26 protein-coding genes are annotated in these 25,056 nt (G+C 66.9%); 11 read left to right on the plus strand and 15 right to left on the minus strand.

Annotation, left to right across the window (positions count from 1 at the left end):
• Window positions 1–91: 91 nt before the first annotated feature.
• Window positions 92–1,294 (plus strand): OprO/OprP family phosphate-selective porin, encoded by a 1,203-nt coding sequence (locus tag KME82_RS18380; RefSeq protein WP_215499127.1) that lies wholly within the window; start codon window positions 92–94, stop codon window positions 1,292–1,294.
• Between the two features lie 206 nt (window positions 1,295–1,500).
• On the plus strand, window positions 1,501–4,170 hold the full coding sequence (locus KME82_RS18385; RefSeq protein WP_252255416.1) for a hybrid sensor histidine kinase/response regulator: 2,670 nt from the start codon (window positions 1,501–1,503) through the stop codon (window positions 4,168–4,170).
• 118 nt (window positions 4,171–4,288) lie between these two features.
• Here the strand turns inward: KME82_RS18385 and KME82_RS18390 are convergent, their stop codons facing one another.
• From KME82_RS18390 to KME82_RS18410, 6 genes are all read right to left on the minus strand, one after another.
• On the minus strand, window positions 4,289–4,945 hold the full coding sequence (locus KME82_RS18390; protein ID WP_215495338.1) for a LuxR C-terminal-related transcriptional regulator: 657 nt from the start codon (window positions 4,943–4,945) through the stop codon (window positions 4,289–4,291).
• Window positions 4,946–5,279: 334 nt separating this feature from the next.
• A complete protein-coding gene (locus tag KME82_RS18395; protein ID WP_215495339.1) occupies window positions 5,280–6,266 on the minus strand; it encodes a malate dehydrogenase in 987 nt (328 codons plus the stop codon).
• Between the two features lie 87 nt (window positions 6,267–6,353).
• Complete coding sequence (locus KME82_RS18400; RefSeq protein WP_215495340.1) at window positions 6,354–6,740, minus strand: glutaredoxin family protein; 387 nt, start codon at window positions 6,738–6,740, stop codon at window positions 6,354–6,356.
• 61 nt (window positions 6,741–6,801) lie between these two features.
• Window positions 6,802–8,007: a pyridoxal phosphate-dependent aminotransferase gene (locus KME82_RS18405; protein WP_215495341.1), complete on the minus strand. Its 1,206-nt coding sequence runs from the start codon at window positions 8,005–8,007 to the stop codon at window positions 6,802–6,804.
• A gap of 286 nt (window positions 8,008–8,293) precedes the next feature.
• A complete protein-coding gene (locus tag KME82_RS27185; RefSeq protein WP_430538851.1) occupies window positions 8,294–8,590 on the minus strand; it encodes a DUF6053 domain-containing protein in 297 nt (98 codons plus the stop codon).
• Between the two features lie 42 nt (window positions 8,591–8,632).
• Window positions 8,633–9,139, minus strand: a complete 507-nt coding sequence (locus KME82_RS18410; RefSeq protein WP_046657632.1) for a peptidylprolyl isomerase — start codon at window positions 9,137–9,139, stop codon at window positions 8,633–8,635.
• Window positions 9,140–9,662: 523 nt separating this feature from the next.
• Here KME82_RS18410 and typA point away from each other — a divergent pair.
• From typA to pqqE, 8 genes are all read left to right on the plus strand, one after another.
• Window positions 9,663–11,492 (plus strand): translational GTPase TypA, encoded by a 1,830-nt coding sequence (typA, locus tag KME82_RS18415; RefSeq protein ID WP_056110783.1) that lies wholly within the window; start codon window positions 9,663–9,665, stop codon window positions 11,490–11,492.
• Window positions 11,493–11,571: 79 nt separating this feature from the next.
• On the plus strand, window positions 11,572–12,099 hold the full coding sequence (locus KME82_RS18420) for a hypothetical protein (RefSeq protein ID WP_215495342.1): 528 nt from the start codon (window positions 11,572–11,574) through the stop codon (window positions 12,097–12,099).
• A complete protein-coding gene (locus KME82_RS18425) occupies window positions 12,096–12,569 on the plus strand; it encodes a DUF2127 domain-containing protein (RefSeq protein ID WP_215495343.1) in 474 nt (157 codons plus the stop codon). The genes KME82_RS18420 and KME82_RS18425 overlap by 4 nt, the downstream gene beginning before the upstream one ends.
• Window positions 12,570–13,083: 514 nt before the next feature.
• Window positions 13,084–13,167 (plus strand): pyrroloquinoline quinone precursor peptide PqqA, encoded by an 84-nt coding sequence (gene pqqA / locus KME82_RS27190; RefSeq protein WP_036111709.1) that lies wholly within the window; start codon window positions 13,084–13,086, stop codon window positions 13,165–13,167.
• A gap of 64 nt (window positions 13,168–13,231) precedes the next feature.
• A complete protein-coding gene (gene pqqB, locus KME82_RS18435; protein ID WP_215495345.1) occupies window positions 13,232–14,161 on the plus strand; it encodes a pyrroloquinoline quinone biosynthesis protein PqqB in 930 nt (309 codons plus the stop codon).
• A gap of 35 nt (window positions 14,162–14,196) precedes the next feature.
• Entirely contained in the window at window positions 14,197–14,958 is a 762-nt protein-coding gene (pqqC, locus tag KME82_RS18440) for a pyrroloquinoline-quinone synthase PqqC (RefSeq protein ID WP_252255835.1), read from the plus strand.
• Window positions 14,955–15,251, plus strand: a complete 297-nt coding sequence (pqqD, locus tag KME82_RS18445) for a pyrroloquinoline quinone biosynthesis peptide chaperone PqqD (protein WP_215495346.1) — start codon at window positions 14,955–14,957, stop codon at window positions 15,249–15,251. Before pqqC ends, pqqD begins: the two co-directional genes overlap by 4 nt.
• Complete coding sequence (pqqE, locus tag KME82_RS18450) at window positions 15,248–16,414, plus strand: pyrroloquinoline quinone biosynthesis protein PqqE (RefSeq protein WP_215495347.1); 1,167 nt, start codon at window positions 15,248–15,250, stop codon at window positions 16,412–16,414. Before pqqD ends, pqqE begins: the two co-directional genes overlap by 4 nt.
• Before the next feature lie 30 nt (window positions 16,415–16,444).
• Here pqqE and KME82_RS18455 read toward each other — a convergent pair whose 3' ends face one another.
• A complete protein-coding gene (locus tag KME82_RS18455) occupies window positions 16,445–16,810 on the minus strand; it encodes a hypothetical protein (RefSeq protein WP_215495348.1) in 366 nt (121 codons plus the stop codon).
• Window positions 16,811–17,033: 223 nt separating this feature from the next.
• Here KME82_RS18455 and KME82_RS18460 point away from each other — a divergent pair, with 223 nt between their 5' ends.
• Complete coding sequence (locus tag KME82_RS18460) at window positions 17,034–18,674, plus strand: amidase (protein WP_215495349.1); 1,641 nt, start codon at window positions 17,034–17,036, stop codon at window positions 18,672–18,674.
• A 281-nt stretch (window positions 18,675–18,955) separates the two neighbouring features.
• Here KME82_RS18460 and KME82_RS18465 read toward each other — a convergent pair whose 3' ends face one another.
• The 8 genes from KME82_RS18465 to rpsM all read right to left on the minus strand — a co-directional run bounded on the left by KME82_RS18465 (window position 18,956) and on the right by rpsM (window position 24,995).
• A complete protein-coding gene (locus KME82_RS18465; protein ID WP_215495350.1) occupies window positions 18,956–19,399 on the minus strand; it encodes a hypothetical protein in 444 nt (147 codons plus the stop codon).
• Window positions 19,400–19,431: 32 nt separating this feature from the next.
• On the minus strand, window positions 19,432–20,826 hold the full coding sequence (locus KME82_RS18470) for a class II 3-deoxy-7-phosphoheptulonate synthase (protein WP_036111723.1): 1,395 nt from the start codon (window positions 20,824–20,826) through the stop codon (window positions 19,432–19,434).
• A 97-nt stretch (window positions 20,827–20,923) separates the two neighbouring features.
• Window positions 20,924–21,424, minus strand: a complete 501-nt coding sequence (locus KME82_RS18475) for a disulfide bond formation protein B (protein ID WP_215495351.1) — start codon at window positions 21,422–21,424, stop codon at window positions 20,924–20,926.
• Between the two features lie 338 nt (window positions 21,425–21,762).
• Window positions 21,763–22,137, minus strand: coding sequence for a 50S ribosomal protein L17 (gene rplQ, locus KME82_RS18480; protein WP_031373811.1), 375 nt, complete (start codon window positions 22,135–22,137; stop codon window positions 21,763–21,765).
• Window positions 22,138–22,431: 294 nt separating this feature from the next.
• Entirely contained in the window at window positions 22,432–23,430 is a 999-nt protein-coding gene (locus KME82_RS18485; RefSeq protein ID WP_036111743.1) for a DNA-directed RNA polymerase subunit alpha, read from the minus strand.
• Window positions 23,431–23,588: 158 nt separating this feature from the next.
• Window positions 23,589–24,218, minus strand: coding sequence for a 30S ribosomal protein S4 (gene rpsD, locus KME82_RS18490; protein ID WP_036111747.1), 630 nt, complete (start codon window positions 24,216–24,218; stop codon window positions 23,589–23,591).
• A gap of 14 nt (window positions 24,219–24,232) precedes the next feature.
• The gene (gene rpsK, locus KME82_RS18495; RefSeq protein ID WP_036111750.1) at window positions 24,233–24,625 is read right to left on the minus strand and encodes a 30S ribosomal protein S11; all 393 of its coding nucleotides are present in this window, start codon (window positions 24,623–24,625) and stop codon (window positions 24,233–24,235) included.
• A gap of 13 nt (window positions 24,626–24,638) precedes the next feature.
• A complete protein-coding gene (gene rpsM, locus KME82_RS18500; protein ID WP_036111754.1) occupies window positions 24,639–24,995 on the minus strand; it encodes a 30S ribosomal protein S13 in 357 nt (118 codons plus the stop codon).
• Window positions 24,996–25,056 lie beyond the last annotated feature (61 nt).

Below are 25,056 nucleotides of genomic sequence, written 5' to 3' on the forward strand. Positions count from 1 at the left end.
TCCAACTTAATCACCACGAGCCGGACGCGCTGCGCCCGGCGCGGTTTCCTGCTGCCAGGACGGCGGTCAAGACCTGGAGTTCCGACCGATGATCCGTATCGACCGCCTCGCCTTCGCCCTGTCCGCCGCGATCCTCGCCGCCGCGCTGCCGTGCAGCGCGCTCGCCGCCAATTTCGACGACTGGCCGACCAAGTACAGCTTCGCCGACGGCACCGAGATTTCCGGCACCGCCAACGTCGCCTACGACGTGGTCGATTTCTCCGGCGACAACGGCTACGGCACCGCCGCGACCGCGTTGTCCGACGACGGCCATTTCCGCCGCCGCGAGTTCGGCGTGAACCTCAAGAAGAAGGACGTGTACGACTTCACCGCGGTGTTCGATTTCGAAGCCAAGGTCTGGCTCGACGTCGCCCTGCGCATGGAAACCAAGGCCTTGTTCGGCGCCGACTACGGCAAGCTGCGCGTGGGCTACTTCAAGACCCCGGTCAGCATGGAGAGCGTTGCGGCCTCGCGCAGCGGCAGCATGATCGAATTGTCGGCCGCGTCGCAGGCGATCTACCAGGCGCGCCGCACCGGCGTGGAATGGTCGATGGAGCGGCCGCGTTACGCGGTGAGCGCGGCGTATTTCTTCGGCCACGACCTGCAGGGCGACAACCCCGGCACCACCGCGGCCGGGCGCGCGGTGTGGACGCCGGTCAAGGACAAGGATCATGTCGTGCATCTGGGCCTGACCGCGTCGGTCGAAAACCCGCACGGGTTCACCGATGGACGCGGCGCGTACTTCGGCCCGTCGACCCGCTTCCGCGCGCGGCCGATGAACGGCCTGACCGCAGTGCGGCTGGTCGATTCGGGCAGCCTGCGCAACACCGACAAGGTGTTGCGCAACGGCCTGGAAGCGCTGTGGATCGACGGGCCGTGGTCGGTGCAGGCCGAGTACCTGCGCGCCACCGCGCAGCGCGAAAACGGCGCGCGCGATTTCACCGCCGACGGTTACTACGTCACCGGCAGTTGGGTGCTGACCGGCGAAACCCGGCCGTACACCGGCAACAACGTCGCCAACATCAAACCCGCGCACGGCTATGGCGCGGTCGAACTGCTCGCGCGCTATGGCGAACTCGATCTCGACGACGGCGGCATCGCCGGCGGCCGCCAGCGCGATCTGACCCTGGGCGTGAACTGGTACCTGACCACGCATTTCAAGTTCCAGGCCAACTGGGTGCAGGTCAAGGCGGACAAGGGGTTGCTGTCGGCGGACCCGGATGTGATGGAGGTTCGCGCGCAGTTGCAGTTTTGAGGGCCGGGAGTCGGGAATGGGGAATCGGGAATCGTAAAAGCGGGGATTCGAGGGCGCTTTGACTTTGCAGCTTCCGGTCGCGACGATGGCTTGCGCATGGCGGCTGGCATTCAGGGCAATCGTCGCCTGCCATCCCAACGCACCTGACCGATCGCGTCGCTCGCGCTTTTCCAATTCCCGACTCCCCATTCCCGATTCCCGCCCCCGTGATCCCTCACCGCCGCCAGCTGCAAACCGCCCTGTGGATCGCCCTGATCGCGATCGGCGTGGCGCTGTCGATGCTGATCGCCGGACGCATCGCGTATTCGCAGGCGCTGCAACGCCAGGCCGGCGAAGCGCGCGCGCTGCTGGCCCAGCGCGCGCAGGTGATCGAGCAGCACATCGACCGCTACCGGATCATGCCGGCGGTGCTGTCGCTCGACCCGCAACTGCGCGCCACCCTCGCCTATCCCGACGACCGCACTCAGCGCCAGCGCGCCAACGAGCGCCTGGTCCAGCTCAACTTCGCCAACCGCACCAGCACCCTGACCCTGATCGACAGCAAGGGCATCGGCATCGCCGCGAGCAACTGGGACCTGCCCAACAGCAACGTGGGCCAGTCGTATGCGTTCCGTCCGTATTTCCAGAAGGCGATGACCGACGGCGCCGGCGAGTTCTACGCGATCGGCGTGACCACGCATGTGCCGGGCCACTTCATCGCCCGCGCGATCCACGACGAACGCGGCGGCGCGGTGGGTGCGGTCGCGGTCAAGGTCGAGCTCGAGGACATCCGCTCGGACTGGAGCGGACGCGGCGATCTGGTCCTGCTCAGCGACGCCAGCGGCGTGGTGTTCCTGACCGCGCAACCGCAGTGGCGCTATCGCCTGCTGCGCACACCGACCGCGGCGCAGAACCTGCAATTGCAAAGCACCCGCCAATACCAGGGGCAGACCCTGCGACCGGCCACGATCCGGGTCGAGCGCGAAGTCGGCGACGGCGCGCGCGTGGTGCGCCTGCGCGATCCGCCGATGCGCGAACCGATGCTGTGGCAGTCGCTGCACCTGCCGCGCGAAGACTGGACCTTGCACCTGCTGCGCGATACCACGCCGAGCATCCGCACCGCCTGGATCGCGCGCGCGGTCGCGGCCGGCGCGTGGCTGCTGCTGGTCTCGGTCGTGCTGCTGTTGATGCAGCGCAACCGTATCGCCGCGCTGCGGCTGCGCAGCCGGCAGGAACTGGAGAAGATGGTCGAGCATCACGCCGAGGCCTTGCGCAACGCGCAGGACGGCGTGGTCCAGGCGGCGCGGCAGGCGAGCCTGGGCGAAGGCCACAGCCTGGAGCATCTGCCGCAGGGCGTCAGCGTGGTCGACGCGCAACTGCGTCTGGTCGCGTGGAATCAGCGCTATGCCGAACTGTTCCGTTATCCGCCCGAGCTGCTGCAGGTCGGCCGCCCGATCGAAGACCTGATCCGCTACAACGCGCGCCGCGGCCTGCTCGGTACCGATCCGGAAGACGCGATCCGTCGCCGCCTGGATCATCTGCAGCGCGGCCAGCCGTACCTGCACGAACGCGAGCGGCCCGACGGCACGGTGATCGAGATTCGCGGCAATCCCATGCCCGACGGCGGCTTCGTCACCAGTTACGCCGACATCACCGCGTACAAACAGGCCGCGCGCGATCTGCGCACGCTCGCCGACAGCCTGGAACGCGGCATCGAGCAACGCACCAGCGACCTGCAAAGCGCCAAGGGCGAAGCCGAACGCGCCAACCGTTCCAAGACCCGCTTCGTCGCCGCCGCGGTCCACGACCTGCTGCAACCGTTGAACGCCGCGCGCATGTACCTGTCGTCGCTGCGGCGGCGCGTCGACAGCGAAGGCCGCGAGCTGACCGATCACATCGAGGCCGCGCTGGCCGCGCAGGACGACATCCTGTCGAGCCTGCTGGATATTTCGCGGCTGGAATCGGGCGCGCTGGAAGTCAAGCGCGGCGCGCTGCCGCTGGCGCGCGTACTGAGCGCGATCGAAAGCCAGTTCCGCATCCTGGCCGAATCGCGCGGACTGCATCTGCATTGCCTGCCCAGCAGCGCGATCGTCGACAGCGATGAAGTGCTGCTGCGCCGGATCGTGCAGAACTTCCTTTCCAATGCGATGCAGTTCACTCCGCGCGACGGCCGCATCGTGCTCGGTGCGCGGCGCTTGCGCGACGGCGTGCGCATCGAGGTGTGGGACACCGGGCCGGGCATCGCGCCGAACAAGCGCGAGCTGATCTTCGAGGAATTCCAGCGCCTGGATACCGGCATGGAAGCGCCTCAGCGCGGCGCCGGGCTGGGATTGGCGATCGTGCAGCGAGTCGCGTTGTTGCTCGATCATCGCATCGGCCTGCGTTCGTGGCCGGGGCGTGGCAGCGTGTTCTCGGTCGAGGTGCCGTATGCGAGCGCGGCGGTCGACGAGGCCGCGCCGAGCCTGGTATCGGCGACTCAGGACGGTCACGCGGTCGGCATCGAGCGCGATCAAGACTCGCCGCTGTACGGACGCCAGGTGTGGGTGATCGACGACGACCCGCATTCGCGCCAGGCCGCGCAACGCCTGCTCGAAGACTGGGGTTGCCGGATCGAGACCGCCGCGACCGCGGCCTGCGCATTGACCCACGCCGATCATCTGCCGATGCCGGAACTGTTGCTGCTCGATTACCGCCTGGGCGAAAGCACCGGCTTCGAATTGGGCACGCAGTTGGAAGCCAAATGGAAGCGCATGCCGCCGGTGGTGTTGATGTCGGCCGATGCCGATCCCGGCCTGCGCACGCGCGCGGCCGAACGCGGCTGGAGTTTTCTGCCCAAGCCGCTGAAGCCGGCGGCGCTGCGCGCGCTGGTTACACGGATGGTGATGCGCGGGGGTTGAGGCGAAGGCCGATACGAAGCGAGTGTTCGTTTTTTGCCAGCGCCGCACATGGACTGTCTACAGCGAAAGCGGCGATTGAGAACTTGCCGACAACGATCCCGACCGCCGCGCAGCAAACCTAGTCGTGCAAGCCCGCCGCGTCGTCTTCCAGCGACAGCCCCTTCACCAACACCGCCGCCTGCGTGCGCGAATGGCAGCCGAGTTTGCGCAGGATCGCGGTGACATGGATCTTGACCGTGTTCTCGGCCAGCGACAGCTCGTAGGCGATCTGCTTGTTGAGCAGGCCGTCGGCCAGTCGCAACAGCACCCGCATCTGCTGCGGGGTGAGCTGGGCGAGGCGATCGGCGAGTTGCGCGTCGCCTTCGTCGCGTTCGACCTGCTGCGGCGGAAACCAGATGTTGCCGGCGAGCACCGCGTTGACCGCTTCGGCCAGCACCGTCGACGGCGCCGACTTGGGCACGAAACCCGACGCGCCGAACTGCTGCGCGCGGCGGATCGTGCGCGGGTGTTCGTTCGAGGAAATGATCACCACCGGCAGTTCGGGGCGTTCGCCGCGCGCGTACACCAGCGAGGAGAAACCCATCGCGCCGGGCATCATCAGGTCGAGCATGGCCAGGTCGAACTCCTCGCCGCTGGCGATCGCCGCTTCCAGCGCGCTCTGGCTGGACACCTCGACCATCGCCGCGCCGGGCGCGATCTCGCCCAGCGCGAAGCGCAACGCCGCCCGGAACATCGGGTGGTCGTCGGCGATCAGGATGCGCAGGGTGTCGCTCATCGGATGGGGTCCCTCGGACGTGGAGCGGGACCGATCCTACACGGTCGGGGACGGTGCGGGACTTCGGCTTGCTTTGCCTGGATCGGCTTGCAGGCCCGGTCCTGTTTGCGGCGTGCGACGGGGGGCTATATGCGGGAGAGCCGGGGGAAGGCACACGAGGCCGCTGATCGCATCGCTCGCCATGATTCGCGCGCCCTCATCCGGCCCTTCGGGCCACCTTCTCCCGTGAACGGGAGAAGGATTCGTCCCCCGCACGCGTAAGCGACCAAGCCCGACTCAAAAAAATGGGGCGGCCGAAGCCGCCCCATTCATGCCTCGCGATCGCGTCCGCCGATCAACCCAGCAGATGCGCCACGCCGGCGCGCTCTTCCTCGAGCTCGGCCAGGGTCTTGTCCATCGCGGCGCGGCTGAACGCGTCCACTTCCAGGCCTTCCACGCGCTTGTACTCGCCGTTTTCGGTGATCACCGGCACGCCGTACATCACCGTCTCCGGGATGCCGTAGCTGCCGTCGGACGGCACGCCCATGGTCACCCACTTGCCGTTGCTGCCGAGCACCCAATCGCGCACGTGGTCGATCGCGGCATTGGCCGCCGACGCCGCCGACGACAGGCCGCGCGCTTCGATGATCGCCGCGCCGCGCTTGCCGACCTGCGGGATGAAGGTGTTCGCGTTCCACTCGGCGTCGTTGATCTTGTCCTTCAGCGACTGCCCGTTGACGGTGGCGAAGCGGTAGTCCGGGTACATGGTCGGGCTGTGGTTGCCCCACACCACCAGGCTTTCGATGTCGCCCACGGCGACGCCGGCCTTCGCGGCGAGCTGGCTCAGCGCGCGGTTGTGGTCCAGGCGCAGCATCGCGGTGAAGTTCTTGGCCGGCAGGTCCGGCGCCGACTTCATCGCGATGTAGGCGTTGGTGTTGGCCGGATTGCCGACCACCAGCACCTTGACGTTGCGCGAAGCCACCTTGTTCAACGCCGCGCCCTGGGCGGTGAAGATCTTCGCGTTTTCCAGCAGCAGGTCCTTGCGCTCCATGCCCGGGCCGCGCGGACGCGCGCCGACCAGCAGGGCGATGTCGGCGTCCTTGAACGCGACTTCGGCGTCGTCGGTGCCGACCACGCCGGCCAGCAGCGGGAACGCGCAGTCTTCCAACTCCATGATCACGCCCTTGAGCGCGGCCTGGGCCTTCTCCAGCGGCAGTTCGAGCAACTGCAGGATGACGGGCTGATCCTTGCCGAGCATTTCGCCGGAAGCGATGCGGAACAGCAGCGAGTAGCCGATCTGGCCGGCAGCACCGGTGACGGCAACGCGGACGGGGGTCTTCATCGGGGTCTTTCCTTCACGAGTGAACGGTATGGCGGGCACGCGGCCCGCGGGGTTGATTGCAAACCGCGCGCAGCCTGCGCCGCGCGCTTACAGGCGGTAGCCGAGCGGCTCCATCCGGTCCTTGATCTGGTCCAGGTTGTAACCGTAGACGATGTCCTGGCCGATGATGGTGACCGGCACGCCGCGCGCGCCGACGGCCTCCATCGCGCGCTGGCCGGCTTCGGTGTCGATGTCGATCAGGCTGTAGCGCACGTTGGCCAGTTCGAAATCCTTGCGCAGTTTTTCGCAGTAGCCGCACCAGTCCGCGGCCAGCATCACGATGCGCTTGTCGCCGGTCGTGTGGCGCGGATCGTCCGGCTTGAGTTCGGCCGGACGCGAGGCGAACAGGTCCAAGCCGTTCGCCTTGATCAGCTTGACCCCGCCGATGCCGACGGCGGCGGCCAGGGCGATCCAGAGCACGGTGGTGACGCGCATGTCGAAGTCCTTGTCTCTACGATCGCCGTGACGGGCCGGTTGCCACGATTCCGCGCCGGGCTCAGGCGAGCTCGGCGAAGAATTCCTGGAACCGCTGCAGGCCCGGCGCCAGCTGCGGCGTCGGACAGGTGTAGCTGATGCGCAGCGCGCGTGGTTCGCCGAACGCCGAGCCCGGCACGCAGGCCACGCCCTTGGTTTCCAGCAATGCGTTGCACAAGTCCATGTCGTTTTCGATCTTCAGCCCGCTCGGTCCGTGGGTCTTGCCGAACGCGACGCTGATGTCCGGGAACACGTAGAACGCGCCCTGCGGACGCGGGCAGATCACGCCCGGGATCGAGTTCATCACGTCCATGACCTGATCGCGCTTGGCCTGGAACTCGGCGCAGCGGGCGGTCGGCACGTCCTGCGGACCCGACAGCGCGGCCACGGCGGCGGCGGTGACGATTTCCGGGATGTTGGTGATGTGGTTGGAATTCATCGTGGTCACGGCCTGCGCGATCACTTCCGGACCGGCCATGAAGCCCACCCGCCAGCCCGGCATGCCGTAGGTCTTGGACAGCGAGTCGATGAAGATCACCCGGTCGCGCAGCTCGGGACGCGAGTGCACGAAGTTGTGATAGCCCAGGCCGTCGAACACCATGCGGTTGTAGATGTCGTCGGTGATGACCCAGGTGTCCGGGTACTTGGCGACGACGTCGGCCAGCGCATCGATCTCTTCCTTCCCGTAGACCATGCCGGTCGGGTTGGAGGGATTGTTGAACAGGAATACGCGCGGCTTCTTGGCCAGCGCGGCGTCGAGCTGTTCGGGCGTGAGCTTGTAGTCCTGCGAGGCCGGGCACGGCAGCAGGTCGATCTTGGCGTTGACGATCTCGGCGATGTCGAGATAGCTGGTCCAGTACGGGGTCGGGAAGACGATGGTGTCGCCTTCGTCCAACAGCGCCTCGGCGATGTTGTAGATCACGTGCTTGGCGCCGATGCCGGTGGCGACGTTGACCCGGCCGTAGCCGCTCAGGCCGATCTTGCCCATGTGCTCGATGAACGCGTCCAGCAGCGCGTCGGCGCCGCGGTTGCTGCCGTACTGGCCGCTGTCCTTGGCCAGGGCTTCGCGCACGGCGGCGTAGACGTGATCGCCGGGCAGGAAGTTGGGAACGCCGATCGAGAAGCTGATGATGTCGCGGCCTTCGGCCTTGAGCCGCTTGGCCTTTTCGGCAACCTGCATGATCGCGCTGGGCTTGGCGCGACCGATGCGCCGGGCGAGCTGGGGCATCGTGTAAACCTCGTGGGGTGGTGTACGACGGAGCGTGCTGGGAGGAGACGTGCTGGGGAGGACGCTGGTGGCAGCGGCGGCACGAGGGCGGCGCGCGGGTACGGGCGCTGTCGCCTGACGCACTGGAACCGCTGGTTCTAGCCGCAAAATGGTAGCACAGGGCCGGCGGCGGGCCGGTTTCGAATGTGGCGGTTCGCGTAGGTGTGATTGGCGCTTGCGTAGGGGATTGGTGAGACACGGAGCCCTAAGTCTCCGTGCGACGGCCTTCGGGCCAGACGCTCTTGACTCAGATCACGGCGAAGCCGCGATCTGAGCGGAGATCGTCGCATCGGATCTGAGGGCGTCGGGGCAGATAGCCCCTCCCACAAAAGACCTCGAGAGCTTCGAAGTCTTTTGTGGGAGGGCCTTCAGGCCCGATGCTCTTGGTCCAGATCGCTACAAAGCCGGACTCGGACTCGGACTCGGACTCGGGCTCGGACTCGGACTCGGGCTCAGGCTCAGGCTCGGGGCAGAAATCACCGCACCGGCAGACAGTTCCCAGCCGAAAAAGAAAAAGACGGCCGCTGGCCGTCTTTTTCATCATGCCCGCCGCACCCGCCAAACCGGGCACGGCGGCCTGCAACCCTTACGGGCGCTTGTTCTCGTCGAGGATCTTGTTCCAGTCGGCCACGCGATCGGCCTTGGCGGCCAGCACCGCGGCGGTGTCGCCTTCGATCTTGATCGAGTTGATCGCGTCGCCCTGCTTGATCGTGTCGACGATCTCCTGGCCGTCGAGCACCTTGCCGAACACGGTGTGCTTGCCGTCGAGCCAGTCGCACACGACGTGGGTGATGAAGAACTGGCTGCCGTTGGTGCCCGGGCCGGCATTGGCCATCGACAGCACGCCGCGCTGGTGGCTCAGGCCGTTGCGGGTTTCGTCCTCGAAACGGTAGCCCGGGCCGCCGGTGCCGGTGCCCTGCGGGCAGCCGCCCTGGACCATGAAGTTCGGGATCACGCGGTGGAAGGCCAGGCCGTCGTAGAAGCCGCGCTGGGCCAGGTTGACGAAGTTGGCGACGGTCAGCGGCGCCTTGTCGGCGGCGAGTTCGACGCGGATCGGGCCGCGCGAGGTGTCGAAGGTGGCGATCAGGCTCATGCAACGCACTCCAGGTGTAGCGATGGGAAGTAGGAAAACGGTTCGCCCGCCGACATGGCGACGATGCAGACAAACCACAAGGGTAAAGGATTCGCCGCCGACCTCCCGGGGGAGGAGCGGCGTGAGCCGCGACAGGCCGCAGCGCCGAAACCCCAGCCGGCGCGAACATCCAGGATGCCCGGCCCCAGGCGTACGCCAAGGACCTGCGCGAGGCCGGTGAAGCCCCCTGGGCACGACTTCGCTGCTGGCGGCCTCGGCGCCTTCAACGCAGACTCCAATCGCACACCGCAGGGAGATTCAGCACCTTGAGAGCGCTCGGAGGCTGTTTTTACCGGGCCCCGGGGATCGCGACTCACGCCGCTCCCACCCTCGTGGCGGGCGCAGTCCGGGCCAAATCGGCCGCCCCTGTTCAGCCAAACCGCCGCTCGTGAACAAATCCCCGCCCCGGCAAGCACTTGCCACGTTTGCCCGGTATAATGGCCGGCTATCTCCTCAGCTATAGCGCCTCCCGGCGTCCAATCGCATGTCCATCGAACGCCTGCGCAATATCGCCATCGTCGCCCACGTCGACCACGGCAAGACCACCCTCGTCGACTGCCTGTTGAAGCAGTCCGGCACCCTGTCCGAACGCACGGTGCTCGCCGAGCGCGCGATGGACAGCAACGACCAGGAAAAGGAACGTGGCATCACGATCCTGGCCAAGAACACCGCCATCACCTGGCAGGGCAACCGCATCAACATCGTCGACACCCCGGGCCACGCCGACTTCGGCGGCGAGGTCGAGCGCGTGCTGTCGATGGTCGACTCGGTGCTGATCCTGGTCGACGCGATGGACGGCCCGATGCCGCAGACCCGCTTCGTCACCCAGAAGGCCTTCGCGATGGGCTTCAAGCCGATCGTGGTGGTCAACAAGATCGACCGCCCGGGCGCCCGTCCGGACTGGGTCATCGACCAGGTGTTCGACCTGTTCGACAAGCTCGGCGCCACCAACGAGCAGCTCGACTTCCCGATCGTCTACGCCTCGGCGCTGCACGGCTACGCCAGCCTGGACGACGCCGCGCGCTCGGGCGACATGACCCCGCTGTACGAAGCGATCATGAAGCACGTCCCGCCGCCGGAAGTCGATCTCGACGGCCCGTTCCAGATGCGCATCAGCCAGCTGGACTACAGCAACTTCGTCGGCCTGATCGGCATCGGCCGCATCCAGCGCGGCAAGGTCCGCCGCAACATGCCGGTCAGCGTGGTCGACCGCGAAGGCAAGAAGCGCCAGGGCAAGGTCCTGCAGGTGCTCGGCTTCATGGGCCTTGAGCGCCTGGAGACCGAGGAAGCCGAGGCCGGCGACATCGTCGCCATCTCCGGCGTCGCCGACCTGTCGATCTCCGACACCGTGTGCGCGCTGGACACCCCGGAAGCCCTGCCCGCGCTGACCGTGGACGAGCCGACCATCAGCATGACCTTCCAGGTGAACAACTCGCCGTTCGCCGGCCAGAAGGAACACAGCGGCGGCAAGTTCCTCACCAGCCGCCAGCTGCGCGAGCGCCTGCAGCGCGAAACGCTGCACAACGTGGCGCTGAAGGTCGAAGAAGGCTCCGATCCGGACAAGTTCCTGGTCTCGGGCCGCGGCGAACTGCACCTGTCGGTGCTGATCGAGAACATGCGCCGCGAAGGGTTCGAGCTGGCCGTGTCGCGCCCGGAAGTCATCATCAAGGAAATCGACGGCAAGCTGATGGAGCCGGTCGAGCAACTGGTGGTCGACATCGAAGAGCAGCACCAGGGCGGCGTCATGGAGAAGCTCGGCACCCGCAAGGCCCAGTTGAAGGACATGGTGTCCGACGGCAAGGGTCGCGTGCGCCTGGACTACATGATCCCGGCCCGCGGCCTGATCGGTTTCCAGAACGAGTTCCGCACCCTGACCCAGGGTTCGGGCCTGCTGTTCCATGTGTTCGACCACTACGGTCCGAAGGAACAGGGCGCGATCGCCAAGCGCATCAACGGCGTGATGATCGCCAATGCGCCGGGCACCACCCCGGCCTATTCGCTTGGGCCGCTGCAGGAACGCGGCAAGCTGTTTGCCGCCGAAGGCGACAACGTGTACGAGGGCCAGCTGATCGGCATCCACTCCAAGGACAACGACCTCACCGTCAACGCGATCAAGACCAAGCCGCTGACCAACATGCGCGCTTCGGGCAAGGACGATGCGATCCAGCTGAGCCCGGCGATCAAGTACACGCTGGAGCAGGCGCTGGACTTCATCGAGGACGACGAGCTGGTCGAAGTCACGCCGAAGGAAATCCGCCTGCGCAAGAAGTTCCTCACCGAAAGCGATCGCAAGCGCGCCTCGCGCGCGGCCTGATCGCCCGGCTGGAAGCCGGCAATTGCAGTAAGAGCCGCGCGTTTGGGGAACCAGCGCGCGTTGCAAGGATCGAAGTGAAATGGAATTACGCGATCTGATCTGGTGGTTCGCGGGCCTCGCGCCCGGACTGCTGCTGGGCTGGTGGCTGGGCGCGCGCAAGCGCCCGGCCACGACCCAGGTCGAGGCGACGGCGACACCGTCCCCGCCGCAACCGCAACGGCCGCCCGCACCCGCGCAAGCCGCGCCCGCAGCAACGCCCGTTGCGCCCGCAACGCCCGCGCCTGAAGCCGCGCCGGCGGCGCACGCCGCCGAACCGCCCGCTCCCGCCGTTCCTGTATGGTCGCCGGACGTGCAGGCGCTGTTCGACAAGGGCGAGACGATCGAAGCGATCAAGAAAATCCGCAACACCCTCGGCGGCCCGGTCGCCCGCAAGGTCGCGCGCGAACACCTGAGCGAAGGCGAGTTCCGCCTGCCCGCCGACATCCGCAAGCTCGCCGACGCGAACAAGAAACTCGAAGCGATCCGCCTGCTGTGCGATCAGACTCATATGGACATGCCGCTGGCTCAACGTCTGGTTGAGCACTACGTCGCCCATCCAACCCGATGACCGAAACCGAAACGCACTACGACGCCAACCCCAAGGCCCACCCGGGCCTGCATGTGATCGCCGCGGTCGAAGCGGTCAAGGGCGCGCTGGCGCTGAGCGCGGCGAGCGGCCTGGAATTGCTCGGCCCGGCGCCGCTGCAGCGCTGGATCGGCGAGTTGATCAAACGCTTCCATCTGGACCCCGAGCACGGCTCGCTGGCCTGGCTCGCCCACACCATCAGCCCGCATTCGGTGCATCTGGCCGCGGCGGTGGTGCTCGCCTACGGATTGCTGCACCTGGTCGAAGCCTGGGGCCTGTGGAAGGCGAAGGCCTGGGCCTCGTGGCTCGGCTGCCTCGGCGCCGCGCTGTACCTGCCGTTCGACATCTACGCGATGTTCCGCCACCCCGGCTGGCTGGCCACCGCGGTGCTGATCATCAACCTGATCGTGGTGTGGGTGCTGGCGCGCGACATTCTCAAGCGGCGGCAGTGATCTCGCGTCGAATCCGACGAAGTCTGTTGTGGGAGGGGCTTCAGCCCCGATGCTTTTCGATCAGATCGCGAGAACTCTCGGCGCGATCCAAGCTAAATCCCTCGCAATCCCCGTCTTGATACGCCCGCCGTATCTGGCGAGGTCTGTTGCGGGAGGGGCTTGTGCCCCGACGCTTTTCGATCAGATCGCTTCGAAGCTTCATATGACCTGATCGAAAAGCATCGGGGCACAAGCCCCTCCCACTAAAAACCTCGAACCCGCCCCTGATCGGCCGATTTGTTAGCGTCTGATTAAACCGCACCGTGCCTGGGTACCACCGCGATCGGGCTGCAGTCACAGGCATCGCGCGCCGCGCCGGTGTATGGTTTCCGGGTCGCGGCGATCGGCCGCGATGCACGCCGCGCGCCGCATCGCGCGACCTGCGCATCACAACGATTCGATGCGGACGCGCGCAGGCCGTTGCGCGCGCTGTCGATGTGCTGGCACGGCTCATTCCCCACCACGAGGAACGCTCATGAAGACCTGGTCCAAGCCTCAGATCCGCGAAATCTCGGTCGGCTGCGAAATCAATTCGTACTCCTCCGGCGACCTGTTCTGAGCATGCCCGCCTCTGCCGTCGCAACGCGCCCGGGGCCGCGCAGCCATTCGATGGATCATCGGTGATGCGCATCCTCGTACTCGGTGCGGCGGCCGGAGGCGGCTACCCGCAGTGGAACTGCAACACCCCCGGCAGCCAGCGCGCCTGGCGCCAGGAACCCGGCCATCAACGCCGCACCCAGGCCAGCATCGCGGTCAGCGCCGACAACGAGCGCTGGTTGCTGATCAACGCCTCGCCCGACTTCCGCCAGCAGATCCTCGCCCAGCCCGCGCTGTGGCCCAAACGCGATCTGCGCCACTCGCCGATCGAAGCGGTGCTGCTGACCAGCGGCGAGATCGATCACATCGCAGGATTGCTGTCGATGCGCGAACGCCAGCGCTTCGACCTGTGGGCGAGCGCGCGCGTGCTGGATGTGCTGAGCCAGAATCCGATCTTCGATTCGCTGCATCCCGACTACGTCGCGCGTAAAGCGCTGAGCCTGGATACGCCGATCGAGGTCGCAGGCCACGACGCGCCGCTGGGCCTGCGGGTCACCGCCTTCAGCGTGCCCGGCAAGGTGCCGTTGTTCATGGAGTCACGCGCGAACGGCAATTTGCAAGGCGGCGACGAAGAAACGGTTGGCCTGGAAATCAGCGACGGCCGCGAACGTTTCCTCTACATCCCCGGCTGCGCGGCGATGACCGACGACCTGCGCCGGCGCCTGCACGGCGCCTCGCTGGTGTTGTTCGACGGCACCTTGTGGCGCGACGACGAAATGGTCCGCGCCGGCGTCGGCAGCAAGACCGGCGCGCGCATGGGCCATATGAACATCGCCGGCGACGGCGGCGAGGACGGCGGCACGCTCGCTGCATTCGCGCCGCTCGAAGTACGGCGCAAACTGTTCATCCATCTCAACACCACCAACCCGCTGCTCGACGATCACTCGCCCGAACGCGCTCAAGCGCGCGCGCACGGCTGGGAAGTCGCCGAGGACGGCATGGAGCTGCAGCTGTGAACGCAAGCGCGACCCAGGCGATCGACACCGACTTCATCGGCGACGATGCGTTGTTGACCCCGGCGCAACTGGAAGCGCGGCTGCGCGCGATCGGCGCGGAGCGCTATCACGACAAACACCCCTTCCATCACCTGCTGCACAGCGGCCGGTTGAACCGCGGCCAGGTCCAGGCCTGGGCGCTCAACCGTTTCGAATACCAGCGTTGCATCCCGCTCAAGGACGCCGCCCTGCTCGCCCGCATCGAGGACCCGCAACTGCGCCGGGTCTGGCGCCAGCGCATCGTCGATCACGACGGCGAGCGCGACGGCGACGGCGGCATCGCGCGCTGGCTGCACCTGACCGATGCGCTCGGCCTGGACCGGGCGACGGTCGAATCCGGCCGCGCGCTGCTGCCGGCGACGCGGTTCGCGGTGCAGGCGTATATCCACTTCGTGCGCGAACGCAGCCTGCTCGAAGCGATCGCCTCCTCGCTGACCGAACTGTTCGCGCCGACCATCATCGGCCAGCGGGTCAGCGGCATGCTGGCCAATTACGATTTCGTCTCGCGCCAGTCGCTGGCCTACTTCGATTCGCGCCTGCACCAGGCGCCGCAGGACGCCAACTTCGCCCTCGACTACGTCAAGCGCCACGCCCTCACCCGCGCGCAGCAGGACGCGGTGTGCGCGGCGCTGCGATTCAAATGCGAGGTGCTGTGGTCGATGCTCGATGCCTTGCATCTGGCCTATGTCGAACCGCGCTTGATCCCGCCGGGCGCGTTCCGCCCGGATGAAGCCGGCCCGGACGAGGCCGGCGCATGAGCGCGGCGATCGAAGCCACCGCGGTGCCGCGTTTCCCGGCCGGGGTTCGCCTGCAGCACGACCGCGCGCGCGATCAATGGGTGCTGCTCGCGCCCGAACGCGTGGTCGAACTCGACGAGATCGCCCACGCCGTGCTCGCCCGCGTCGACGCCGCCAGCGATGTCGAGGCCATCGTGCAGGCGCTCGCGGCCGAGTACGGCGCGGAACCTGCGCAAGTGCATGACGACGTGATCGAACTGTTCGCGACCTTGCTGGAAAAACGCATGCTCGCCCTGAGTACGCCGATGCCATGAGCGTCGAAGCCGCCAGCGTCGTCGCCACCACCGGACTTGCGCCCTCCAAGGCGCCGGCGCCCGCGCCGCCGCTCGCGGTGCTGCTGGAACTGACCCACCGCTGCCCGCTGTCGTGCCCGTACTGCTCCAACCCGCTGCAACTGGTCGGCATGCGCGAGGAACTGGCCACCGCCGACTGGCTGCGCGTACTCGATCAGGCCGCCGAACTCGGCGTGCTGCAAGTGCATTACTCCGGCGGTGAGCCGACCCTGCGCAAGGACCTGCCCGAACTGCTGCGCCACGCGCGCGCGCTCGGCCTGTACTGCAACCTGATCACCTCCGGCGTCGGCGTGACGCGCGAACGGCTGCAGGAGTTGCAGCAGGCCGGCCTCGACCATCTGCAACTGAGCATCCAGGACAGCCAGGCCGCGGGCGCCGACCGCATCGCCGGTTACGCCGGCAGCCACGAACGCAAGCTCGCGCTGGCGCGCTGGTGCGGCGAACTCGATCTGCCGCTGACCCTCAACGCCGTCGTGCATCGGCACAACGCCGAACGCGTCGCGCAGATGATCGATCTCGCGCTCGATCTGGGCGCGGGCCGGCTCGAAGTCGCGCACACCCAGTACTACGGCTGGGGCCTGAGCAATCGCGCCGCGTTGATGCCCACGCGCGCGCAGCTCGATGCGGTCACCGCCGTGGTCGAGGACGCGCGCCAGCGGCTGCGCGGGCGGCTGACCATCGACTACGTCACCCCGGACTATTACGCGCGCCGGCCCAAGGCCTGCATGGGCGGCTGGGCGCAGCGCTTCGTCAACATCACCCCGGACGGCAAGGTGCTGCCGTGTCACGCCGCCGAGACCCTGACCGAATTGCGCTTCGACTCGGTGCGCGACCGCAGCCTGGGCGACATATGGCGCGACTCCGACGCGTTCGTGCGCTACCGCGGCACCGACTGGATGCCCGAGCCCTGCCGCGGCTGCGAGCGCCGCGAAATCGACTGGGGCGGTTGCCGCTGCCAGGCGCTGGCGCTCAGCGGCCGCGCCGATACGCTCGACCCGGTGTGCGAGAAATCGCCCGATCACGCGCGGGTTCGCGCCTTGGCGCAAGCCGAGTCGGCCGCGCCGGCGCCGGAATTCATCTACCGCCGCCTGCGCGCGACGGGCGCCAAGGCCGCGACGGACTGACGTCGCTTCGGCAATCCGCACCGGCAACCGTCAGTCCAGCAGCTCGCGCAGCCGTTCGAAATAATCGCCGCTCCATTTCGAATACAGCGCGTCGTCGAGATTGACGATGCGATAGCCATCGTCGGCATCGAAATGGGAAAACACGCATCGGCACACGCCCAGGGCGATCCACACGATCGTCGCGCGATGCGCCGGGTACGCGGATGCATCGGACGCCACCAACCGCATGTCGCCGACGAGCGATTCGAACAAGGCCGCGTCGAACACGCCGCGCTCGAACAGCCCATGGCAGAACGTGCCTTCGATCTCGTCGTCGCGGTTGCCGAGCAAACGGGCGACGGCCGCGTCGATCCGCGGGTCGCGCGGCGCGGCTTGCGTCGGGGTGGTTGAATTCATCGCGGCTTCCTTTCGAACACAGAACGCGCGGCCGCGGCCGGCCAGTTCAGGCCGCAACGACGCCATCAGGCATCGTAACCGTGCCACCCGCCCCGCACGATGCAACCGCGCAGACACCCCGTTGTTCCGCCCGGGACACTGGGCCGTTCGAACAGGCTTGCCGCGTCGCCGACTGCGGGCATACTCGAGCGAATCCCTCGCGCGCCACGATCAGGAACCGGCCATGCCCGCCTTTCACTGCACCGCCCGCCTCGGCCTCGCCGCGCTGACGCTCGCGCTGGCCGGATGCGCCGGCCCCCAGGCCGTGCGCGCGCCGCGGCCGGTGGTGGCTTCCGACGAAGCCGCCAAGGGCTTCCTGCCGACCGACCCGTTGCGCCTGGCCGAAGCCGACACCGCCGCGCTGAGCGCGCGCATGAGCAACGGCGAGCTCAGCAGCGTTCGCCTGACCCAGGGCTACCTCGACCGCATCGCCGCGCTCGACGATGCCGGCCCGCAGCTCAACGCGGTGATCGAACTCAACCCCGACGCGCTCGCCGAAGCGCGCAAGCTCGACGAAGAACGCAAGGCCGGCCAACTGCGCGGCCCGCTGCACGGCATCCCGGTGCTGATCAAGGACAACATCGACGCCACGCCGATGGTCAATTCGGCCGGCTCGCTGGCGCTGGCCGAGCACCGGCCCAAGACCGATGCGCCGATCGTCGCCGCGCTGCGCCGCGCCGGCGCGGTGATCCTGGGCAAGACCAACCTCAGCGAATGGGCGAATTTCCGCTCGACCCATTCGATCTCCGGCTGGAGCGGCCGCGGCGGCCTGACCCGCAATCCCTACGTGCTCGACCGCACCGCCTGCGGTTCCAGCAGCGGCACCGGCGCGGCGATCGCCGCGAGCCTGGCCGCGGTCGGCGTGGGGACCGAAACCGACGGCAGCATCCTGTGTCCGGCGGCGATGAACGGACTGGTCGGGTTCAAGCCGACGGTCGGGCTGGTCAGCCGCCAGGGCATCATCCCGATCTCGCACAGCCAGGACACCGCCGGATCGATGGCGCGCAGCGTCGCCGACGCCGCGCAGTTGCTCAGCGTGCTCGTATCGGCCGAAGCCGGCGGCGACAGCGCCGCGCAGGCCAGCGCCGACAAGCGCCTGGCCGATTACGTCGGCGGCCTCGACGGCGACGCGCTGCACGGCGCGCGCCTGGGCCTGCTGCGCGAATCGGGCGTCGGCCAGTTGCCGGCGATCGACGCCGCGCTCGAACGCGCGCTCAAGACCCTGCGCGACGCCGGCGCCACCGTGGTCGAGGTCAAGATCGCCACCGCCGGCCAGTGGGACCGCGCCGAGGGCGAGGTGCTTCGTTACGAATTCAAGGACGGCCTGGAGCGCTATCTGCGCGAAAGCGGCGCGCCGGTGAAGACGCTCGGCGAGCTGATCGCGTTCAACCGGACGCATGCCGCGCGCGAGCAGCCTTACTTCGGCCAGGAATTGTTCGAACAGGCCGACAAGAAGGGCAGCCTCAAGGACCCGGCCTACCGCAAGTTCGCCGCGCAGGCACGTCAGCTCGCCGGCCCGCAGGGCATCGACGCGACACTCAAGCGGCACAAGCTCGACGCGCTGATCGCGCCGGCGACGACCCCGGCCTTCATGGTCGATCCGGTCAACGGCGATCCCTTCGGCGGCGCCAGTTGGGGCGCGGCCGCGGTCGCCGGGTATCCGAGCCTGACCGTGCCGATGGGCGAGGCCTCCGGCCTGCCGATCGGCCTGGTGTTCATGGGCAAGCGCTGGAGCGACGCGCAACTGCTGTCGCTGGGCTACGCCTTCGAACAGCTGACCCTGGCACGCACGCCGCCGGGGTATCGGGTGACGCTGAGTCCCTGAGTTCGTCGCCGTCGTCGACGCCGATCGCGCGGCCTCGTCCGTAGGGATCGAAACCAGACGCGATCACCCATGACGCGAAGACAAACCTTCGCGTGAAACCGCACGCGGCGTTTTCGCGCAACGATCACCCGCGACCGTTGTCATGTCAGCCCCCTGTAGGAGCGGCGCAAGCCGCGACCGCGACATCACGATTACGACGCAAGCCGGTTCCCGCGACCACGACCCGAAAACCAAAAACCCGCCTCATCGGCGGGTTTTCGCTGCCTGCATCCAAACTCGCGTTACGACAACCGCCCAAGCCGCTTCCACACCTGCAGCAAACCGATCAAATGCACCACGCCGATGCCCAGGCAGATCCCGGAACTCCACAGCCAGAAATTCAGGCTGCGCCCCGGAAACACGCTCATCATCGGCACCGCGGCCACCCCGCGCAGCAGATACACCGCGGTGACCAGGCACAGCACCGTGCGCAACAACGGCAAGCGGTGCAGCGCACCCGCCGCGGAAAACGCGTACAACGACCAGACCGTCAGCACCGAGGCGATCGCCAGCGTGGCGACCACCGGATGCCAATGACCGGCGATCGAAGCCTGCGCCATCCATTCGCCGGCCCCGAACGCGCGATACCACGGCGCGCCAAACACGATGCAGCCCAGATGCAACAAGGCGGCGAGCGCGCTGAGCGTGCCCGCCGCCAACAACGCCCGATTACGTTCGCCGCTCATCGTCCTTGCGAACCGATGACCGACCGCCCGTCTCAGGCCGGCGCCGCGATCTGCGCCTGCTTGCGCACGATCAGCATCGCCACTTCCAGCGCCTGTTCGTAGTTCAGGCGCGGATCGACCGTGGAACGGTACGCGCGCTCGAGATCGCTCTCGGTCAACTCGCGCGCGCCGCCCAGGCATTCGGTCACGTCTTCGCCAGTCAGTTCCAGATGCACGCCGCCCAGGCGCGTGCCGGCCGCGGCATGCAACTCGAACGAAGTTTCGATCTCGGCGCGGATGTTGCGGAAGCGGCGGGTCTTGTAACCGTTGCTGGTGCTCTCGGTGTTGCCGTGCATCGGATCGCACACCCACAGCACGCGGCGGCCGTCGCGGCGCATCGCGTCGAGCAGCGGCGGCAGCTTCTCGGCCACCGCGGTCGCGCCCATGCGATGGATGAAGGTCAACCGGCCCGGCTCGTCCTCGGGGTTGAGCAGGTCGATCGTGCGCAACAGTTGGTCCGGCGTGACCGACGGACCGACCTTGAGCGCGATCGGGTTGCGAATGCCGCGGAAGTATTCGGCATGGGCGCCGTCGACCGCGGCGGTGCGCATGCCGATCCACGGGTAGTGGGTGCTGAGGTTGAAGTGGCCCCAGTGGCGCGGCACCTGCCGGGTCATCGACTCTTCGTACGGCAGCAGCAGCGCTTCGTGCGAGGTGTAGAAATCCACGCGGTTGAGGTTGTGCACTTCCGAACCCGACAAGGTCTCCATGAAGCGCACCGCGTCGCCGATCGCGTTGACCATGCGCCGGTATTCGTCGGCCAGCGGCGAATGACCGACCCAGCTCAGGTTCCAGTACTCGGGATGGTGCAGGTCGGCGAAACCGCCGTCGATCAGCGCGCGCACGAAGTTCATCGTCATCGCCGAACGCGCGTGGCCCTTGATCATGCGACGCGGGTCGGGCCGGCGCGCGGCCTCGTTGAAGGCCGGCGCGTTGACCATGTCGCCGCGGTAGCTCGGCAAGGTCACCCCGTCGATGGTCTCGGTGTCGGCCGAACGCGGCTTGGCGTACTGGCCGGCGAAACGCCCGACCCGCACGACCGGCTTGCGCATGCCGTGGACCAGCACCAGGCTCATCTGCAGCAACACTTTCAGACGGTTGGAGATCACGTCCGAGGAGCATTGGTCGAAGCTCTCGGCGCAGTCGCCGCCCTGCAGCAAAAATCGCTTGCCTTCCTGCGCCTCGGCCAGTTGCTGCTTGAGCGAGAGGATCTCCCACGAGGTCACCAACGGCGGCAGCTGACGCAGTTCCTGCAACGCGGATTCAAGATCGGCCGCGTCCGGATAGCTGGGCAACTGCAGTGCGGTGCGCTCGCGCCAGGAGGTCGGGCTCCAGTCGGCGGGCAGGTTGACGGCACGGAGGTTGCTGTTGCGATCGGAAGCGCTCATTTCCTTGATTCCAGTTGGTGTCGCGGTGTGTGGATGGTTGCGGTGGATGGGAGGGTGAAGACGAAGACGGCGGAAAAACGACGAAGGCTTACTGGGTTCAACGGCCGCGGAATGCGGCATAGGCCGCCCACAGCGCCAGCACGATGAAACAGATCAGGCTCCAGGCCGGCATGGCCAGACCGAGGAAGGTCCAGTCCACGTTGGCGCATTCGCCCGAACCGGTCATGACCTTCTTGATCACGCCGGTGATCGGCATCGCATCGAGCATGTAGTTCAGGCCCGGGCCACAGGCCGGAACCTGGTCCGGCGGCAGGTGCTGCAGGCGCACGTGATTGCCGGCGACCGCGATGCCGCCCAGCGACGCTAGCAGGGCCAACACGCCGTAGCTGCGACGCCCGCCGGGCTTCTTGGGCCCGTGCAACGCGCCGAGCAGGAACACCACGCCGAGCGCGGCGAAGGCCACGCGCTGGAAGATGCACAGCGGGCACGGCTCGAGGTGCTGGTAGACCTGCAGATAGACGGCATACGCGAGCAGGCCCGCGCAGGCCAGGAAACCAAGCAGAAATTGAATCCGGAAGGAGGCTTTGAAGGGGTTCATGCTCACACCATACGGGTCTGGGTCGGGTCGTGCCAATGTCGAATCGGCATGTATTATCGCAACGCGGCATTTCGTCGCAGCAACATCGACTGCGCCCGGGGACGAAAAGTTGCCGCCCCGTTCACGACCCTGAAAACCCCGCCAGTGCATGGAATGACCGCACCCTACAACGGCGCGTCGCTTTCGACCGCAACCGTTGCCGAAGTAACCGTTGCGAAAACGCAAAAACCCCGGCCGAGGCCGGGGCTTTGCTGGCTGCCGCCACGACCGCGAACGGCCATGGACGGTAGAGGCTTGCGGGTGATTCGCCACTGCGCCGGTCGCCCGGCGCGGCGGATTTACTCGGCCGCGGCTTGCGGACGATCGACCAGTTCGACGTAGGCCATCGGCGCATTGTCGCCAGCGCGGAAACCGCACTTGAGGATGCGCAGGTAACCGCCCGGACGCGACGCGTAGCGCGGGCCGAGTTCGACGAACAAGGTGCCGACGGCTTCCTTGTCGCGCAGGCGCGAGAACGCCAGGCGGCGATTGGCCACGCCGTCCTTCTTCGCCAGGGTGATGAGCGGCTCGGCGACGCGACGCAGCTCCTTGGCCTTCGGCAGGGTGGTGCGGATGAGACCGTGCTTGATCAGCGAGGCGGCCATGTTGGTGAACATGGCGTCGCGGTGGGCACTGGTGCGGCTGAACTTACGGCCGGATTTCTGATGGCGCATGACTGTGATTCCTGATGAATGTTGAAACGGTTGGACTTCGCTGTCGCCATCCAGGCGTTGGTGCTTTGGACTGCGGGTGGTCCGGACCGATCGTTCCTTGATCGGCTGGTCGCGGAGTTCTGAATCCGTCGACGGGGTGGTGCGTGCTGCTTGTTACGAATTGCGGTGTTGCTGATGGAGCAAGAGCCCACGCTTCGGGAAACCTCGGCGTGGACTCTTGTCGTTCCCCGGCCCTGCGCAGTGCGCAGGGCGTTCGCCCGGCCGCGCGGCAGTGCCGCGCGAGCTAAGCCGGGCTCACCCCATCATGCCGTGCGAAGCGATGCCGGCCGGCGGCCAGTTTTCCAGCTTCATGCCGAGCGACAGGCCGCGCTGAGCCAGCACTTCCTTGATCTCGGTAAGCGACTTCTTGCCCAGGTTCGGGGTCTTGAGCAGCTCGACTTCGGTCTTCTGGATCAGATCGCCGACGTAGTAGATGCTCTCGGCCTTGAGGCAGTTGGCCGAACGCACGGTGAGCTCGAGATCGTCGATCGGGCGCAGCAGGATCGGATCGATGCCGCTGGTGGCCGGCTTCGCCGCACCGCGGTCGCGGTGGGTGAAGTCGCCGAACACCGACAGCTGATCGGTGAGGATGTCGGCGGCGGTGCGCACGGCTTCCTCGGCGTCGATCGTGCCGTTGGTTTCGATGTCCAGCACCAGCTTGTCGAGGTCGGTGCGCTGTTCGACGCGCGCGGCTTCCACCGCGTAGGCGACGCGACGGACCGGCGAGAAGCTCGCGTCCAGCATCAGACGACCGATCGCGCGGGTTTCTTCGTCCGGACGACGGCGCGAAGCCGCCGGCTGGTAGCCGAAACCGCGTTCGATCTTCAGACGCATGTTGATCGCCGTGTCCTTGGTCAGGTGGCAGATCACGTGGTCGGTGTTGAGGATTTCGACGTTGTGGTCGGTCTTGATGTCGCCGGCGGTGACGATGCCGGGACCCTGCTTGGCCAGCGACAGCGTCGACGCGTCGCCGGTGTGCATGCGGATGGCGACGTCCTTGAGGTTCAGCAGAACCTCAAGCACGTCCTCTTCCAGACCTTCGACCGTGGTGTACTCATGCAGCACGCCATCGATTTCGACCTCGGTGATGGCGAAACCCGGGATCGACGACAGCAGCACGCGCCGCAGCGCGTTGCCCAGCGTATGGCCGTAACCGCGCTCCAGCGGCTCGATCACGACCTTCGCGCGATTGCCGGTGAGGCGTTCGATCTGCGGACCACGCGGGCGCAGTACCTGATTGGCGGTAACCGTCATGTTTCGGTGTCTCCAATGACCTCCACCGGGGGGCGGCGGGAGGCTTTAGCTCTTGGAGCCCTCTCTTAACGAGAGAGCGGCCGGTGCGCATGGCGCACCGACCTGGGTTGCGGGTTCTCCGCCGGATCCTGAGGGACGCCGGCGGATGCCCTGCACTATTACTTGCTGTACAACTCGACGATCAGCGCTTCGTTGATGTCGGCCGGCAGGTCCGCACGATCCGGAACCGCCTTGAACACGCCGCTGAACTTCTTGCTGTCCACTTCGACCCACGACGGCGACAGGTCCATCTGCGACGACACGGTCAGGGATTCCTGCACGCGAAGCTGCTTCTGGGCGCGCTCGGACAACGCGATCGCGTCGCCGGCCTTGACCTGGTACGACGGAAGGTTGACCGACTTGCCGTTGACGGTGACGCCGCGGTGCGAGACCAGCTGACGGGCAGCCGGACGAGTCACGGCGAAGCCCATGCGGTAGACGACGTTGTCCAGACGGGTTTCCAGCAACTGCAGCAGGTTCTCGCCGGTGTTGCCCTTCTTGGTCGAGGCCTTCTTGTAGTAGTTGCGGAACTGACGCTCCAGCAGACCGTAGATACGCTTGACCTTCTGCTTCTCACGAAGCTGGGTGGCGTAGTCGGACAGCTTGCCCTTGCGGGCGGTGGGGCCGTGCTGACCGGGCTTCTGCTCCAGTTTGCACTTCGAGTCGAGCGCGCGAGCGGACGACTTCAGACCGAGATCGGCGCCTTCGCGACGGGCGAGCTTACAGGTGGGGCCAATATAACGAGCCATTTTTCTTCAGCTCCTCAGACGCGACGCTTCTTCGGCGGACGGCACCCGTTGTGCGGGATAGGCGTCACGTCGATGATGTTGATGATCTTGTAACCGACGTTGTTCAAGGAACGAACGGCGGACTCACGACCCGGACCCGGGCCCTTGATGCGCACTTCCAGCGACTTGACGCCGTAGTCGAGCGCAGCACGGCCAGCCTTTTCGGCTGCCACCTGGGCGGCGAACGGGGTCGACTTGCGGGAGCCGCGGAAACCCGCGCCGCCCGAGGTCGCCCACGAGAGCGCGTTGCCCTGGCGGTCGGTGATCGTGATGATGGTGTTGTTGAAAGAAGCGTGGACGTGGGCGATACCGTCGGTGACGATGCGCTTGATCTTCTTCTTGGTCTTGACTGCTGCCGGCTTGGCCATGGTCTAGGTTCCCTTACTTCTTGATGGCCTTGCGCGGACCCTTGCGGGTACGTGCGTTGGTACGCGTGCGCTGACCACGCAGCGGCAAGCCGCGGCGGTGACGCAGGCCGCGGTAGCAGCCCAGGTCCATCAAACGCTTGATCGCAATACCGACCTCGCGACGCAAGTCGCCTTCGACCACGAACTTGCCGACTTCGGCGCGCAAGCGCTCGACTTCGGGTTCGGACAGGTCACGGATCTTCGTGGTCGAAGTCACACCCGCCGTCTGGCAGATCTGCTTCGAACGGGTACGGCCGATGCCGAAAATGCTTTGCAGGCCAACCCAGACATGCTTCTGGGCAGGCAAATTAACGCCCGCAATACGCGCCATAAGGCGATCTCCAACTGATTTGGCGGCCGAGACGGATTAATCCCGGCGGAGTGAACTGGAA

The organism is Lysobacter capsici (genome assembly GCF_018732085.1).
Lineage (GTDB): Bacteria > Pseudomonadota > Gammaproteobacteria > Xanthomonadales > Xanthomonadaceae > Lysobacter > Lysobacter capsici_A.